The organism is Micromonospora salmantinae, assembly GCF_022230905.1.
GTDB classification, from domain to species: domain Bacteria; phylum Actinomycetota; class Actinomycetes; order Mycobacteriales; family Micromonosporaceae; genus Micromonospora; species Micromonospora salmantinae.
The window spans coordinates 420,440-435,138 of sequence record NZ_JAKKFG010000042.1; the positions used below are offsets into that span (position 1 = coordinate 420,440).

The window sequence follows — 14,699 nt, forward strand, 5'->3', positions numbered from 1 at the left end:
CGGGTGCTCTAGGCTCCGAGTTAGGTAAGCCTAACCTCTGAAGGAGGTCGCGCCCATGCGGCCCAACTCCGCCGAGATCGTCCGTACCCTCGTTGCCGGCCGCCTGCCCGGCCTGGTGCACCTGGCCCACCGGCCGGGCCCGCACCACGCCCGGCACGTCACCGACTCGGACGGGCGGGTGCTGCTGCTGGTGCCGGTGGCCAGCCACCTTGCCGCCGCCCTGCAACCGGCCGCCGGAGGCAGTGACGTCGCTGTGGTGCTCGACGTGCTCGACCTGCCGCCCGCCGCCGGCGCGCCCGGCCTCGGCCGCGCCTGGGTGTCCGGCTGGGCGGCCGAGCTGCGCGGCGACGAGTCCCGCCACGCGGCGGTCGAGTTCGCCGCTGTGGAACCGACCGGCGACCTGCTCGACCTGGGCACCCGGTTCCGGCTGTTCCGCTTCGAGGTGGTCGAGGTCCGTTGGGAGCGGGCCGGCGTCGTGCACCGGATCGACCCGGTGGAGTACGCCGAGGCCGAGCCGGACCCGGTGCACCCGGTCGAGGCCCGCCTGCTCGCCGACCTCGCCGAGTGCCACGGCGCCCAGGTGACGGAGTATCTGCGCCGGCAGCTCGGGTTGACCGAGCAGACCCCCGGCGGGCCGCCCCGGGTGGTGCGCATCGACCGCTACGGGCTGGTGGTGGCCCTCGGCCAACCCGGTGCCCGGCGTCGGGTCCGGCTGGCCTTCCCGGGCCCGGTGGCCGACCCGGCCGAGCTGCCCCAACTGCTGCCGCCGCTGCGACTGAAGGCCGAAGCCCACCCCCCACGCTGACCGTCCCGCCCCGCGCCCCCGCCCCATCCTGCCGATCTTGCACTTTCTGTCGTCGATACGCGTGGTCTACCCCTTTAGTCGGGGCAGAAAGTGCAAGATCGCGGAGGTGTCCGGGACGGCGAGGTCGGGCGGGCGCTGTCGGGTCAGTTTGGCAGCGGGCCGGTCAGGTAACGCTGGATCGTGGGGCCGATCGCGGCCACCAGGGTTTCCGGGTCCGCCGAGGCGACCGGCTCAAGGCGGACCACGTGCCGCATCATGGCCAGGCCGATCATCTGGGTGGCCACCAGGGAGCCCCGCAGCGGTAGCTCGACCGGGTCGACGTCGAGGTTTTCCAGCACCCGGCGCAGCACCTGGGTGGTGACGAACTCACGCAGCAGCCGCGCGGTCCACTCGTTGCTCACCGCCGAGCGCAGCAGTGCCTGTGCGGCGCTGCCGGTCGGGGAGTCCCACACAGTGAGGAAGATGCGCACCATCCGCTCACCGACGCCGTCCCGGTCGCCGGCGAGCACCTTCGGCACCAGTTGACCGGGGTCGACCGGAAAGTTCATCGCGGCCAGGAAGAGCTGGTCCTTGCTGCCGAAGTAGTGGTGCACGAGCGCCGGGTCGACCTGCGCCGTACCGGCGATGCCCCGGATCGAGGCGGCGTCGTAACCACGTTCGGCGAACGCCGTCCGCGCCGCGTCGAGAATCGCCTCCCGGGTGCCCGGGTTGCCGGGTCGCCGGCCGGTCCGCCGCGTCATCGCCGCCCTTCGTTCGTCCGCCTCGGCCCGTCGTGGGCCGGCCCGGCTCACGCCGGGGTCGGCTGCCGCGCTGGCCGCCGCCCCCGGCGCCGGCGGTCAGCCGCTGCGTCGGCGCAGGGTGGCCGCCGCGAGCACCAGCGCCAGCACCACCGCGCCGAACACCACCGCGACGTCGCGCCACATCCGGCCGGTCGGTTCGGCGTGAGCGCCGACCTCCTGCAACGCCTCGATGGCGTACGACAGGGGGAAGGCGTCACTGAGCACCTGGAGCCAGCCGGCCATCTGATCGCGGGCCACGAACAGCCCACAGAGCAGCAGTTGGGGGATCACCACGACTGGCAGAAACTGTACTGCCTGGAACTCGGTGCGCGCGAAGGCACTGCACAGCAGCCCGAGGGCGACGCCGAGCACGGCGTCGAGCACGGCGATCCCGAGCACCAGCCCGATGCTGCCGGCGGTGTCCAGATCGAAGATCCAGTACGCCACCACGGCGGCGACGGCTGCCTGCACGGCGGCGGCCAGCCCGAACGCGATGCCGTACCCGAAGAGCAGATCGAGCTTGCCCAGCGGGGTGGTGAGCAGCCGCTCCAGCGTGCCCGAGGTGCGTTCCCGCAGCATGGCGATGCTGGTCACCAGAAACATGATCACGAAGGGGAAGATGCCGAGCATCACCAGCGCGATCCGGTCGAAGGTTGTCGGCTGGCCGGGCGGGGTCGGTTGGTCGGCGTACATGAAGTAGACGAGGGTGAGCAGGACGGCCGGCACCACCACGAGCAGCGCGATGGTCCGCCGGTCGTGCCGGAGCTGACGCAGGATGCGCCCGGTGGTGGCGGCGAGAATTCGCGCGTTCATGCTGTCTCCCGTGCGGCTGTCGCGTCGGTGCTGGTGGAAGCGGCCTCGCCGGCCCGGATGAGCCGCAGGAACGCCTCGTCGAGGTCGTCCACACCGGCGGCGGCGCGGATCGCGGCGGGGCTGTCGTCGGCGATCAACCGCCCCTGGCGGATCAGCAGCAGTTGGTCGCAGCGCGCCGCCTCGTCCATCACGTGGCTGGACACCAACAGCGTGGTGCCGGCGGCGGCCATCGCGTGGAACCGGGCCCACAGGTCGGCCCGCAGCACCGGGTCCTGACCGACTGTCGGCTCGTCGAGGATGACCAGCTCCGGCTCCCCGACCAGGGCGCACGCCAGTGAGGCTCGGCTGCGTTGACCGCCGGAGAGGGTGCCGACCAGCTGACCGGCGGCCTCGGCGAGCCCGACGTCGCTGATCGCCCGGTCGGCCTCGACGCGCCCACGCCCGTACAGGGCCGCGAAGTAGCGGGCGTTCTCCCGGACGGTCAGGTCGGCGTAGACGCTCGGCGCCTGGGTCAGGTAGCCCACCCGGTGCCGCAGCGCGGGGGTGCCCGCCGGTTGACCGAGCACGGTGACCGTCCCGCCACTGACCACCTGCACCCCGACCACCGCGCGCATGAACGTGGTCTTGCCACTGCCGCTGGGGCCGAGCAGCCCGGTGACCGCGCCGCGCGGGACCCGGCAGCTGATGCCGTCCAGCACCCGCCGCCCACCCCGGTCCACGACCAGGTCTCGGACGGCTATCGCATCGTCCATCACACACCTCCACAGAAACTCATCACCTGTTGAACTCAACGCTAGATGAAATACCGCGCCGGGCGCAACGCCCGCACCGGTGTCCGACTGGCCGACCGTCGCGCGAAGCGCGAGAACGGGCAGTAGGCTCCGGACCGGACACGAAGTCCGCCAACGGGCATTGCGCGCCGATCGGACGTACGGCACGATGGCGCGGTGGGTCACGCTCCGTTACCGGATAGCGGTTTTCTTGAGGATTGGGCCGCGCGGTTGCGGCAGGCCGCCGAGCGGCCGGTGGTCGGCATCCTGTTGCGCGGCAGCCACGCCCGCCGTGCCGCCACCGCGCACAGCGACGTCGACCTCGACGTGTTGGTCGGCGGCGCCCCGTACGCGGCCCGCCGGGCCTATCTGGACGAGTCCGCAGGCCAGGTGACTCACGTCTCGGTGGCCGCCCGGGACATCCGGTCCTGGGTGGACCGACTGGGCGAACCGGCCGACTGGGCGTTCGGGCTGCCGGTCACCGCGCCGGCGCGGCTGCTCTGGGCCGACCCGCACTGGCGGCCCCGGATCGACCTGCCGGTGCTCTGCCAACCCGCCGAGCCACCCCGGCTGGAAGAGATGATCGCCACTCTGGGTAAGGCCGCCGCCGCCCGCGCGGCCAGCGACCGCCTCGGGGTCCGGCTCGCCGTCGCCGACCTGGCGCGGCTGTGCCCCTCGGTGCTGCGGCCGGCCAACCCGTCCGTACGGGTCCACTCCCGCCGGGCGGCCTTCGCGGCGGCCCTGGAACTGCCGGTGGCACCACCCGGCTACCGGACGGACATGCTGCTCTGCCTCGGGCTGCGCCCGGGCGCCACCGGGCAGCTCTGGGCCGCCGCCGTACGGCTGGTCGCCGGCACACTGCCGTTGATCCGGCCGTACGCCGAGGAGATCGCCGACACGGCCGGCGCGGACCTGGCCGCCGCCCTGGTCGACGGCCGGCTGGACCGCTACGTCGCCCAGCTGGCCCGGCCGGCCCGGCCCGCGTCGCAGCCCTGGCTCTTGCCGCAGTCCGGGCCCGCGTCGCAGCCTCGGCTCTCGTCGCAGCCGTGGCTCTCGGGGCTTCCGTCGCAGCCCTGGCGGGAGCGGTCGGCGGTGCCCGCGCCGCGTGCGGGAGAATTGGTGACTGTGCCCGTACCTGACTCGCCGGTGACCGGCGTCCCCAGCGATCCGAACGAGCTGGCCGCGCCCGCGCCGGCGCGCCCGTCCCGGCTCGACCCGGCCATCGCGGCCCAGCTGCGCCGTACCGCCGACGGTCTGGTCGCCGCCGTGGTGCGCGCGCACGACTCCGGTGAGGTGCTGATGGTCGCCTGGATGGACGACGAGGCGTTGCACCGCACCCTCACCACCGGCCGGGCCACCTACTGGTCGCGCAGCCGCCGCGAATACTGGGTCAAGGGCGCCACCTCCGGGCACCACCAGTACGTGCGGTCGGTCGCCCTGGACTGCGACGGCGACGCGCTGCTGGTGAGCGTGGACCAGGTCGGCGCGGCCTGCCACACCGGGCACCGGACCTGCTTCTTCACCGAGCTGCCCGTCACCGGGACGGAGGCACCGTGAGCACGCGGAGTGCACCGCGGCGAGGCACCGCAGTCGCTACCGAAAGGCGGGTCGGCTGATGACCGACGGCACCCTCAGCCCCGACCTGGCCACCTTCACCGCGCTGGCCGCCGACTGGCGGGTGGTGCCGGTCACCCGGCGGCTGCTGGCCGACGCGGAGACCCCGGTCGGGGTCTACCGGAAGCTGGCCGGTGGACCGGGCACGTTCCTGTTGGAATCGGCCGAGCAGGGCGTCGGCTCAGCCGGCATGGCCTGGTCGCGGTACTCGTTCATCGGCGTACGCAGCAGCGCGACACTGATCGAGCGCGACGGCGTGGCGACCTGGCTCGGCCAGCCGCCGGCCGGGCTGAGCACCGAGGGTGACCCGGTGCGGATGCTGCGGGAGACGGTGGCGGCGCTGGCCGGCCCGGTCGGGGACCCGTCCGACGGTCTGCCGCCGCTGACCGGGGGCATGGTCGGCTACCTCGGCTACGACCTGATCCGGCGCTTCGAGCGGTTGCCCGAGCTGACCGAGGACGACCTGGGCGTCCCGGAGCTGGGCATGATGCTCGCCACCGACCTGGTGGTGCTCGACCACTACGACGGCTCCGCGATTCTGGTCGCCAACGCGGTGCTGCCGCCGTTGGACGCCCCGGACCGCGCCCCGCAGGTCGCCGCCGCCTACCACCACGCGGTGGGCAGGTTGGACGCGATGACCACGGCGCTGTCCCGGCCCATCCCGCCGATGATCTCCACGGTCGAGCGTCCGCCGGCCGGCGAGGTGCTCTGCCGTACGCCCGACGGCGGTTACCCGAAGGCGGTGGAGGCGGCCAAGGAAGCGATCAGGGCCGGTGAGTGCTTCCAGATCGTGCTCTCCCAGCGCTTCGAGCGGACGACCCACGCCGACCCGCTGGACGTCTACCGGGTGCTGCGCACCAGCAACCCGAGCCCGTACATGTACCTGCTGCGCTTCGACGGGTTCGACATCGTCGGCTCGTCTCCCGAGGCGCACCTGAAGGTCACCGGGGCCGCGAACGGGCGGCGCCGGGCGTTGTTGCACCCGATCGCCGGCACCCGGCCCCGGGGCGGCACCCCCGCCGGCGACGCCGCGCTCGCCGCCGAGCTGCTCGCCGACCCGAAGGAACGAGCCGAGCACGTGATGCTGGTCGACCTCGGCCGCAACGACCTGGGACGGGTCTGTCAGCCCGGCAGCGTGGAGGTGCCCGAGTTCGCGACCATCGAGCGGTACAGCCACGTCATGCACATCGTCTCCACAGTCACCGGAACGCTGCGTGACGACCAGAGCGCCTTCGACGCGCTGGCCGCGACCTTCCCGGCCGGCACGCTCTCCGGGGCGCCCAAGGTGCGCGCCATGGAGATCATCGAGGAGTTGGAACCGGTCCGTCGTGGCCTCTACGGCGGCACCGTCGGCTACTTCGGCTTCGGCGGCGACCTGGACATGGCGATCGCCATCCGGACGGCGCTCATCCGCGACGGCCGCGCCTACGTCCAGGCCGGGGCGGGGGTGGTCGCCGACTCGGACCCGGCCGCCGAGGACCAGGAGACGCGGAACAAGGCAGCGGCCGTGCTGGCCGCGATCGCGGCCGCCGAAACCCTCCGGCCGGCACGGTGAGCGCGAGGGGTGCGGCGAAGCGGAGCCTCGCGGTCGCGAACGACGGGATGAGTTCGTGAGCGGCGGGGAGCGGGCCGTCCTGGGCCGGCGCGCGTTGACGTACGCCGTGCTGCTCTGCCTGGCCGGCGCGGGCCTGGCGCTGTGGGCCGCGACGCGCAGCTGGTCGGTCGAGCTGACGGTACGTCCGGCGCCGCTGCCGCCGGTGCGTGACACCCGCAGCGGTGCGAGCCTGCTGCCCTGGCTGCCGGCGTTGGCCCTGGTCACCTTGGCCGGGGGTGGCGCGGTGCTGGCCACCCGGGGCCGCCTGCGTCGGGTGCTCGGGGCACTGCTCGGCGTGCTCGGTCTGGCCGTGGCGGCCGGCGGCGGGTATGGGCTGGTAGCCGACGTGGGCGGCGCCGTGAGCCGGCAGTGGCCGGCGCTCTGCCTGCTCGGCGGCCTGCTGGCCGCCGGGGGCGGCTGCTGGACGGCGATGCGTGGCGGTGACTGGCCGGCGATGGGCGCCCGGTACGAACGTCCGGCGCGGACCGCGCCGCAGGCCACGCCGGCGCAGAGCGACCCGGCCGTGCCGCCGACGCCGTTGGCGGGGCGGCGGACCACCGAGGCGTGGGACGCGCTGGACCGGGGCGAGGACCCGACGGCCGACTGACGCGGCGGCCGGCTGACGTGTGGCTGACTGACGCGGAGGCCGGCGGGCGGTCAGCCGACCGGCTGGCGCTCCCACTGGGCGCGGCTACTGGCGGCGCGGGCGGCGGTCAGTTCGGCGACCAGGCGGTTCAGCTCGGCCCGTTGGTCGGCGCGGGCCCGGTCGGCGCAGACCGCCTCCCAGGCGTTGCCCCGTGCCGTCCGCATCCGTCCCTCGCCCACCACGGCCCGTTCCACGCTGTGTACCACCCCGACGGCGAGCGATGCCACCGTCCGCGAGATGGTGGTCAGTCCGATGGTCGGGGTCGGCTCGGAAATGCTCATGGTCACCTCGCACGAGGAGTTGCTGCGGTCGGGGCAGGCGCGCCATCGAGTCTGCCCGAGGACGATGCTCGCCCGTCGACGTTTCGCCGCGGTGACCGCCCGGTCAACTGTCTCGCCTCGGCCGTGACCAGGCACCGTCCGTTCGGCCTTGAGCTTGCTCACAGCATCGATTGGCATCGCTGCAGTCAGGCGGCGAGCGGAAACTGGTGGCATGATCGATGGATCGGCCCGGTCTGACTGCGGCCGCCAGGCTCCATACCGCGTGACGGTGGTCGATACCGGAGGTGGCGCTGCGTGACAACCCCTTCACGACAAGTCGGCCATTATGCCGCAGCCCTTTTCGTGAGCAGCGCCATACCCCCGGCATTCGGCGTCGGTCGGCTGCCCCTAGCATCGGCCCATGACGCCCGGAGAGGGGAGTCCGTTCGTGACTGCTGAGCATGCGCACGCGGAGGGGGACGAGGCCGGCCAGGCAGCGTCCGTTAGCGTGCTCGACGAGATTCTGGCCGGCGTGCGTGAAGACGTCGCCCGACGCCAGGAGCAGGTTCCGCTGGAGCGGATCCGTGAACTGGCAGCGGCGGCGCCGCCGCCCATGGACGCGTACGCGGCGCTGCGCAAGCCCGGCGTGGCCGTGATCGCCGAGGTGAAGCGTTCGTCACCGTCCAAGGGTCGGTTGGCCGAGATCGCCGATCCGGCCGACCTCGCTGTCGACTACGCGGCCGGTGGGGCGCGGGCGATCAGCGTGCTGACCGAGGGCCGCTGGTTCGGCGGTTCGCTGGACGACCTCGCGGCCGTGCGTGCCGCGGTCACCGTGCCGGTGCTGCGTAAGGACTTCGTGGTCTCCAGCTATCAGATCCACGAGGCCCGCGCGCACGGCGCCGACCTGGTTCTGCTGATCGTCGCCGCCCTCGAGCAGAACGTCCTGATGGGCCTGCTGGAGCGGATCGAGTCGCTGGGCATGACCGCCCTGGTCGAGGTGCACGACGAGGAAGAGGCCGACCGTGCGCTGGAGGCCGGCGCGCAGGTGATCGGCGTCAACGCCCGTGACCTGCGTACCCTGGAGGTCGACCGGTCGGTGTTCGAGCGGATCGCGCCCGGCCTGCCCAGCAGCGTCGTCAAGATCGCCGAATCCGGCGTTCGAGGCCCGCACGACCTGATCCGGTACGCCTCCGCGGGCGCCGACGCGGTCCTCGTGGGCGAGGGCCTGGTCACCCAGAAGAGCCCCCGCGAGGCGGTCGCCGAGTTGGTCAACGCCGGCAACCACCCGGCAACGCCCCGGCCGGTGCGCTGACCCCGCGCCGGTCCGACGTCCCACCGAGAGGATTCCCGATGAGCGCCGACGCGCTGGCCCCGGTGGCCGGCCCGCAGCCCGACTCCGCCGGCCACTTCGGCCGCTTCGGCGGTCGGTTCGTTCCCGAGGCCCTGGTGGCCGCGCTGGACGAGCTCGACGGGGCGTGGCGTACGGCGGTGGCGGACGAGTCCTTCCGGGCGGAGTTCGGCGCGCTGTTGCGCGACTACGCGGGCACGCCTTCGCTGCTCTACGAGGCCCGGCGGTTCTCCGCGAAGGTCGGCGCGCGGGTGCTGCTCAAGCGCGAGGACCTCAACCACACGGGTGCGCACAAGGTGCGCAACGTGCTCGGCCAGGCGCTGCTCACCAAGCGGATGGGCAAGACCCGGGTGATCGCCGAGACCGGCGCCGGCCAGCACGGTGTCGCCACCGCGACCGCCGCGGCCCTGTTCGACCTGGAGTGCGTGGTCTACATGGGCCAGGTCGACACCGAGCGGCAGGCGCTCAACGTGGCCCGGATGCGGATGCTCGGCGCGACCGTCGTCCCGGTCACCAACGGCTCGCGCACCCTCAAGGACGCGATGAACGAGGCGATGCGCGACTGGGTGGCCAACGTCGACGAGACGCACTACCTGATCGGCACCGCCGCGGGCCCGCACCCGTTCCCGGCGATGGTGCGCGACTTCGTCCGGGGCATCGGTGACGAGGCCCGCCAGCAGTGCCTGGACCTCACCGGCGGGCTGCCGGACGCCGTCACCGCCTGCGTCGGCGGCGGCTCCAACGCGCTGGGCATCTTCCACGCGTTCGTTGGCGACGAGGCCGTGCGGCTGTACGGCTTCGAAGCCGGTGGCGACGGGGTGGCCACCGGGCGGCACGCGGCGAGCATCACCGGCGGGTCCGCCGGGGTGCTGCACGGCACCCGCACCTTCGTGCTCCAGGACGCCGACGGGCAGACCCTGGAGTCGCACTCGATCTCCGCCGGCCTGGACTACCCGGGCGTCGGGCCCGAGCACGCGTGGCTGCACGACACCGGCCGGGCGAACTACCTGCCGGTCACCGACGACGAGGCGATGGCCGCGTTCGAGCTGCTCTGCCGTACCGAGGGCATCATCCCGGCGATCGAGAGCGCACACGCGCTCGCCGGCACCGTCGCGCTGGCTCCGAAGCTCGCCGCGGAGCTGGGCCGGGAGCCCACCATCGTGGTCAACCTCTCCGGGCGGGGCGACAAGGACGTGCACACCGCCGGCGACTACTTCGGCATCCTCGACAAGGAGCGGTGAGATGAGCCGGATCGGGGTGGCCTTCGACAAGGCCCGCGCCGACGGACGGGCACTGCTGGTCGGCTGCATGCCGGCCGGGTTCCCCACCGTCGAGGGCAGCATCGCCGCGATGACCGCCATGGTCGAGGCCGGCGTCGACGTGATCGAGGTGGAGATCCCCTACTCCGACCCGGTGATGGACGGGCCGGTGATCCAGCGGGCCAGCGACATCGCGCTGGCCGGGGGCGTACGCACCGCGGACACGATGCGCATCATCGAGGCGGTGGCGGCCACCGGCGCTCCGGTGGTCACCATGACCTACTGGAACCCGGTCGAGCGGTACGGCGTGGACGTCTTCGCCCGTGACCTGGCCTCCGCCGGCGGCACCGGTCTGATCACCCCGGACCTCATCCCTGACGAGGCCGACGAGTGGCTGGCCGCCTCGGACGCCCACGGGCTGGACCGCACGTTCCTGGTCTCGCCGTCGTCCACCGACGCCCGGCTGGCGATGACGGTGCAGCACTGCCGTGGCTTCGTCTACGCGACCGCCGTGATGGGGGTGACCGGCGCCCGGGCGCGTACCTCCGACGCCGCCCCGACGCTGGTCTCCCGGGCCCGCGCGGTCACCGACCTGCCGATCGGTGTCGGCCTGGGTGTGGGTACCGGCGCGCAGGCCGGCACCGTCGCCGGTTACGCCGACGGGGTGATCGTGGGCAGCGCGCTGGTCCGGTGTGTGCTCGACGCGCCCACCGAGGCCGACGGGCTGGCCGCCCTGCGCACGCTCAGCGCCGAACTCGCCGAGGGCGTCCGTAACCCCACCCGCTGAGCCCGGCCTCGCCTCATCGGATGTGTCCGGCAGGTGGGGCTGTCCGCGACCCCGCGGCCGACCTCGGGACGGGTTGCGGCTTGTCAGGGGTGCACGGACCCGGCCGGCCGGCTCTTTTCAGCTGGGCGGGCCGCCGGCAGCGGCGCGGAGGCGACGGTGCCGGGCGCGCAGGGGACGTCGCGGAGCACGCCGGAGCGACCGGCGGTCGCGTCGGTGACGGCGGCCCGGGTGAGCGGGGTGACCGCCTCGGGCAGCCCGTCGGGGGAGTGCCAGGACAGTCGGCAGCCCGGCGGTGGGTCGGTGGCGGGTCGGACCCCGGCCGCGCGGGCCCGGAACACGTGCACGAGGACGTCCGGCAGCGGGCCGGCGCGTCCGGCCGCGCCCTCCCCCGAAGGGCCGCTCACCTGGTAGATGCCGACCAGGTCGGTCAGCTCGATGTCCCAGCCGGTCTCCGCGCGAATGTCCCGTAGCGCCGCCCGCACCGGGCCCTCGGCCGGGCGCAGCCGCCCGCCGGGCAACGCGTAGCGGCGTTCTCCCCGACCCTGCCGGCAGAGCAGCACTCGACCGGTGTCGTCGGTGACGACCGCGGCGACCGCCCAGGTGAGCGCGCTCATGGACAAAGAGCCTACGGCGGCGCAAACCAGAAGTCACCGGGATGCGCCCTCCGGCGGCCCGGGGTGCCGCTGCGGGGGTGTCCAGCGGTAGCGTGTGCACCCGTGACCCTCGCCTCGCTCTCCCCCCAGGCGGCCCTGCCCAGCCCCAGCACCGCGGTCTGGCAGCTCGGGCCGGTGCCGATCCGGGCCTACGCGCTCTGCATCATCGCCGGCATCGTGCTGGCCTGCTGGCTGACGGAGCGCCGGCTGCGGCAGCGCGGCGTCGCGCCCGGCGCGGTGCTCGACATTGCCGTCTGGGCGGTGCCCGCCGGCATCATCGGTGCCCGGATCTACCACGTGGTCACCTCACCCGAGAAGTATTTCGGGGCCGGTGGTGACCCGATGAAGGCGTTCGCCATCTGGGAGGGCGGTCTCGGCATCTGGGGCGCGGTCGCCGGTGGCGCGCTCGGTGCCTGGATCGCGGCCCGACAGCTCGGCATTCCGTTCGGCGTGGTGGCCGACGCGCTGGCCCCCGGGCTGCCGCTGGCCCAGGCCGTCGGCCGGATCGGCAACTGGTTCAACAACGAGCTCTTCGGTGGCCGGACGACCCTGCCGTGGGGTCTGGAGATCCACCGGATGGACCCGGACAACCCCGGGCACGCCCTCCGCGACGACGCCGGGCAGCCGATCCTCGAACCGGGCCTCTACCAGCCGACCTTCCTCTACGAGGCGCTGTGGAACCTCGGCGTCGTAGCTCTGGTCCTCCTCCTCGACCGCCGGCTGAAGCTGGGCCGGGGCCGGGCCTTCGCGCTCTACGTGATGGGGTACACCGTCGGGCGGTTCTGGATCGAGCTGATGCGCACCGACGAGGCCAACCAGATCCTCGGCGTCCGGCTCAACGTCTGGACCGCCGCCCTGGTCTTCCTCGGCGCCCTCATCTACTTCGTACGGGTGCGTGGCCCTCGGGACTACCTGATCCCGCTCGGCCCGGCAGCGACGACGACCCCGCCTCCCACGTCCGACCTGTCCCAGGTCGACCTCTCCGAGCGGGAGACCCCGACGCGGGCTGCCGCGCCGGAGGGCTACCGGGTGGTGAGCGAGGAGCAGTACGCCGCCTGGCAGGACACCGGTGTCGTACCGCCGGCGAACGACGACGACTCCCGGCCGGATGATGGCCGGCCGTCCGACGACACGGCAGCCGCCGACCTCACGCCGAGCGACGACGAGCCGGTGGACGATCCGTCCGCCGCTCGCACCGACCGGGCCGACGCCACGGGCGCGCGTCCCGCCGACCGGGACAGCTGAGCGGCACCGATGCGAAGCGCGGTGGTGGTCGGCGCAGGGGTCGGTGGCCTCGCGGTGGCCGGCGCGCTGGCCCGTTCCGGCTGGCAGGTCACAGTCTTGGAACGCGCCGAACGGGTCCGCCCCGAGCCGACCGCGGTGGTGCTCTGGCCCAACGGCGTCCGCGCGCTCCAGGCCCTCGGCCTCGGCGCCGGCCTGGCCGCCATCGCCACCCCGTTGCCCGACGGCGGGGTCCGTCGCCCGGACGGGCACTGGCTCGTGCAGCCCCGGCCCATCCCGGCCGACCGGATGCCGGTGGTGGTGCACCGGGAGGATCTGCATGATGCGCTGATCGCCGGCCTCGGCGAGCGGGTCGAGTTGCGGACCGGGGTGACAGTGCGCCACGTCCGCGTCGAGCCGGGCGAGCGACCGGGAGTCAGCGACGGGCGGCACACCATCGAGGCCGATCTGGTGGTGGCCGCCGACGGCACGGACAGCGGCATCCGCCGCCAACTCGCGCCCGAGTCCCGGGTGGTCAGCTCCGGGTGCGCAGCCTGGCGGGCCGTCATCCCCTGGTACCAGGCACCTCGACTTCCCGACGATCAGCCGCTGGCCGGCGAGATCCTCGGCGCGGGTTACCGGTTCGTGGCCGCGTCGCTGGGCGAGCGCGGTTCCTCGGGCGGGTCCACCCGGGGCGGCATCTACTGGGTGGCCACCGCCGCCGGCGCGCCCCGCCCGGAACCACCGGAGACCCAGCTCGCCCTGCTGCGCCGCTGGTACGCGGGCTGGCCCGCGCCGGTCGGCGCGCTGCTCGACGCCACCGACCCGGCCGACCTGGTCCAACAGGAGGTTCGCGAGCTGCGCCCGCTGCCCCGGGCGTACGGCTTTCCGGTCGGGCCCGGTGGGGTGGTGCTGCTCGGCGACGCGGCGCACGCCATGCCGCCCCACCTCGGGCAGGGCGCCTGCCTCGCGTTCGAGGACGCCGCCACGCTCGCGTCGTTGCTGCGGGAGGCCCGGCTGCCCGACGCCGTCCAGGCGTACGACCGGGTGCGCCGCCCTCGGGCCGCGACAGTGGTCCGGCAGACCCGGCGGATGTCGGCGGTGCTCCAGACCCGGGGCCGGTTGGCGCTGCGTGCCCGGGACGCCGCACTGGGCACGATCAACTCCCGACTGCTCTCCAGCGCCGCCGCCTCCGCCGCCCAGTGGCGCCCACCGACCTGACCTCGGCCGCGAGGCAGCTAGCGGAGCGAGGCAGGTCAGGGGATGAGCGCGGCGGGTTCGGCGATGCACGCGGTGCCGATTCGGCGGAAGCCGACCCGCAGGTAGACCCGTGCGATCTCCTCGCTGCCCGCGGAGAGGAAGACCAGCTCGGTACCGGCCGCCAGCAGCTCCCGGGCCAGGGTGGCGGTGAGCGCGGCGCCCAGCCCGCGTCGTCGGGCGGACGGCAGGGTGGCCACCCCGGCGATCTCCGCGACGTCGTCCACCCGCATAGCCATGCCGCTGGCCAGCGCCCCCTCGGTCGGCGTGCCGGCCAGCGCGGAGATCCGTCGCCCGTCGGCGATCCGGACGCGCTCCTCGTCGAGCGCGGCCAGTTCGAGTTCGGTGACGGCGGCGTCGCGTTCGGCCGGGCCGGCCTCGCCGGGGGCGGTGCCGGCGGCGGCGAACGCCACCGCTGCCACCGCACGCCGGGCGGCGACGTCGGCGGCGAAGCCGGGGGAGTCCGCCGCCAGCACCCGCACCGCCGCGTCGGAGAGCGTCGCCGGGTCGGGCAGCGCGCTCGGGTCGAGCACCATCAGCGGCGCCTCCAGCACGCTGAGCCCCGCCGAGCGGGCCACCGCCAGCAGCTCCGGGGTCGTCTCGTGCACCCACTCGAAGGCTTCTGGCAGGCCCAACTTCCGCTGGCGCTCGCGGACCGAGGTAACGTCGGCCAGCGACGGCGGCTCGGTGGCGTCGATCCGGGGGCGGGCGTAGAACGGCCAGCCGGCACCTTCGCGGACGAACAGCACCAGTCCGCCATGATCCTCCGCACCGGCGACGTCGCGGGGCACCGCGTCGTAGAAGCGTTCCAACCGGTCGAAGACGTTCTTGTGTCGCGGATCCACCGCGCGAGACTACACGTCCCAGCCAGTGGACGGTGTGATCAATCTCGG

At 73.9% G+C, this 14,699-nt stretch carries 15 protein-coding genes and 1 pseudogene; 10 read left to right on the forward strand and 6 right to left on the reverse strand.

Annotation, left to right across the window (positions count from 1 at the left end; all coding sequences use genetic code 11):
• Positions 1-55 precede the first annotated feature (55 nt).
• The gene (locus PSH03_RS25820; RefSeq protein WP_238690648.1) at positions 56-805 is read left to right on the forward strand and encodes a DUF2470 domain-containing protein; all 750 of its coding nucleotides are present in this window, start codon (positions 56-58) and stop codon (positions 803-805) included.
• Positions 806-948: 143 nt separating this feature from the next.
• On the opposite strand, the gene PSH03_RS25825 is transcribed toward PSH03_RS25820, so the two are convergent.
• From PSH03_RS25825 to PSH03_RS25835, 3 genes are all read right to left on the reverse strand, one after another.
• A complete protein-coding gene (locus PSH03_RS25825; RefSeq protein WP_210786640.1) occupies positions 949-1,545 on the reverse strand; it encodes a TetR/AcrR family transcriptional regulator in 597 nt (198 codons plus the stop codon).
• 96 nt (positions 1,546-1,641) lie between these two features.
• Positions 1,642-2,397, reverse strand: coding sequence for an ABC transporter permease (locus PSH03_RS25830; RefSeq protein ID WP_238690649.1), 756 nt, complete (start codon positions 2,395-2,397; stop codon positions 1,642-1,644).
• Complete coding sequence (locus tag PSH03_RS25835) at positions 2,394-3,149, reverse strand: ABC transporter ATP-binding protein (protein ID WP_210786636.1); 756 nt, start codon at positions 3,147-3,149, stop codon at positions 2,394-2,396. The genes PSH03_RS25830 and PSH03_RS25835 overlap by 4 nt, the downstream gene beginning before the upstream one ends.
• A gap of 597 nt (positions 3,150-3,746) precedes the next feature.
• Between PSH03_RS25835 and PSH03_RS25840 the strand changes: the two are divergent.
• The 4 genes and pseudogenes from PSH03_RS25840 to PSH03_RS25855 all read left to right on the forward strand — a co-directional run.
• Positions 3,747-4,025 (forward strand): annotated as a pseudogene (locus tag PSH03_RS25840) (phosphoribosyl-AMP cyclohydrolase); the annotation flags it as partial.
• 267 nt (positions 4,026-4,292) lie between these two features.
• The gene (hisI, locus tag PSH03_RS25845) at positions 4,293-4,724 is read left to right on the forward strand and encodes a phosphoribosyl-AMP cyclohydrolase (protein WP_112676797.1); all 432 of its coding nucleotides are present in this window, start codon (positions 4,293-4,295) and stop codon (positions 4,722-4,724) included.
• Between the two features lie 58 nt (positions 4,725-4,782).
• Entirely contained in the window at positions 4,783-6,336 is a 1,554-nt protein-coding gene (locus PSH03_RS25850; RefSeq protein ID WP_238690650.1) for an anthranilate synthase component I, read from the forward strand.
• A gap of 55 nt (positions 6,337-6,391) precedes the next feature.
• Positions 6,392-6,982, forward strand: coding sequence for a Trp biosynthesis-associated membrane protein (locus PSH03_RS25855; RefSeq protein WP_238690651.1), 591 nt, complete (start codon positions 6,392-6,394; stop codon positions 6,980-6,982).
• A 50-nt stretch (positions 6,983-7,032) separates the two neighbouring features.
• On the opposite strand, the gene PSH03_RS25860 is transcribed toward PSH03_RS25855, so the two are convergent.
• Positions 7,033-7,302: a hypothetical protein gene (locus PSH03_RS25860; protein WP_238690697.1), complete on the reverse strand. Its 270-nt coding sequence runs from the start codon at positions 7,300-7,302 to the stop codon at positions 7,033-7,035.
• A gap of 487 nt (positions 7,303-7,789) precedes the next feature.
• Here PSH03_RS25860 and trpC point away from each other — a divergent pair, with 487 nt between their 5' ends.
• Genes trpC through trpA form a run of 3 tightly spaced genes read left to right on the forward strand, consistent with a single transcriptional unit; the run spans position 7,790 to position 10,675 of the window.
• Complete coding sequence (trpC, locus tag PSH03_RS25865) at positions 7,790-8,593, forward strand: indole-3-glycerol phosphate synthase TrpC (protein ID WP_030334428.1); 804 nt, start codon at positions 7,790-7,792, stop codon at positions 8,591-8,593.
• A gap of 38 nt (positions 8,594-8,631) precedes the next feature.
• The gene (gene trpB, locus PSH03_RS25870; protein WP_210786627.1) at positions 8,632-9,870 is read left to right on the forward strand and encodes a tryptophan synthase subunit beta; all 1,239 of its coding nucleotides are present in this window, start codon (positions 8,632-8,634) and stop codon (positions 9,868-9,870) included.
• A 1-nt stretch (position 9,871) separates the two neighbouring features.
• Positions 9,872-10,675 carry a tryptophan synthase subunit alpha gene (trpA, locus tag PSH03_RS25875; RefSeq protein WP_091407799.1) on the forward strand — a complete coding sequence of 268 codons (804 nt, stop codon included), beginning with the start codon at positions 9,872-9,874 and terminating at the stop codon, positions 10,673-10,675.
• 83 nt (positions 10,676-10,758) lie between these two features.
• On the opposite strand, the gene PSH03_RS25880 is transcribed toward trpA, so the two are convergent.
• Positions 10,759-11,289: an NUDIX hydrolase gene (locus PSH03_RS25880; protein WP_238690652.1), complete on the reverse strand. Its 531-nt coding sequence runs from the start codon at positions 11,287-11,289 to the stop codon at positions 10,759-10,761.
• A gap of 102 nt (positions 11,290-11,391) precedes the next feature.
• Here PSH03_RS25880 and lgt point away from each other — a divergent pair, with 102 nt between their 5' ends.
• Both lgt and PSH03_RS25890 read left to right on the forward strand, forming a co-directional pair.
• On the forward strand, positions 11,392-12,573 hold the full coding sequence (gene lgt / locus PSH03_RS25885) for a prolipoprotein diacylglyceryl transferase (protein ID WP_238690653.1): 1,182 nt from the start codon (positions 11,392-11,394) through the stop codon (positions 12,571-12,573).
• Positions 12,574-12,582: 9 nt separating this feature from the next.
• A complete protein-coding gene (locus PSH03_RS25890) occupies positions 12,583-13,770 on the forward strand; it encodes an FAD-dependent oxidoreductase (RefSeq protein ID WP_210786619.1) in 1,188 nt (395 codons plus the stop codon).
• A 35-nt stretch (positions 13,771-13,805) separates the two neighbouring features.
• On the opposite strand, the gene PSH03_RS25895 is transcribed toward PSH03_RS25890, so the two are convergent.
• Positions 13,806-14,651: a GNAT family N-acetyltransferase gene (locus PSH03_RS25895; RefSeq protein ID WP_238690654.1), complete on the reverse strand. Its 846-nt coding sequence runs from the start codon at positions 14,649-14,651 to the stop codon at positions 13,806-13,808.
• Positions 14,652-14,699: the final 48 nt, after the last annotated feature.

Coding starts and splice junctions, on each gene's coding strand:
- PSH03_RS25825 (WP_210786640.1), bottom strand. CDS start 1,545: ATGACGCGGCGGACCGGCCGGCGACCCGGCAACCCGGGCACCCGGGAG.
- PSH03_RS25850 (WP_238690650.1), top strand. CDS start 4,783: ATGACCGACGGCACCCTCAGCCCCGACCTGGCCACCTTCACCGCGCTG.
- trpB (WP_210786627.1), top strand. CDS start 8,632: ATGAGCGCCGACGCGCTGGCCCCGGTGGCCGGCCCGCAGCCCGACTCC.
- PSH03_RS25835 (WP_210786636.1), bottom strand. CDS start 3,149: ATGGACGATGCGATAGCCGTCCGAGACCTGGTCGTGGACCGGGGTGGG.
- PSH03_RS25880 (WP_238690652.1), bottom strand. CDS start 11,289: ATGAGCGCGCTCACCTGGGCGGTCGCCGCGGTCGTCACCGACGACACC.
- PSH03_RS25820 (WP_238690648.1), top strand. CDS start 56: ATGCGGCCCAACTCCGCCGAGATCGTCCGTACCCTCGTTGCCGGCCGC.
- PSH03_RS25890 (WP_210786619.1), top strand. CDS start 12,583: ATGCGAAGCGCGGTGGTGGTCGGCGCAGGGGTCGGTGGCCTCGCGGTG.
- trpA (WP_091407799.1), top strand. CDS start 9,872: ATGAGCCGGATCGGGGTGGCCTTCGACAAGGCCCGCGCCGACGGACGG.
- PSH03_RS25860 (WP_238690697.1), bottom strand. CDS start 7,302: ATGAGCATTTCCGAGCCGACCCCGACCATCGGACTGACCACCATCTCG.
- PSH03_RS25830 (WP_238690649.1), bottom strand. CDS start 2,397: ATGAACGCGCGAATTCTCGCCGCCACCACCGGGCGCATCCTGCGTCAG.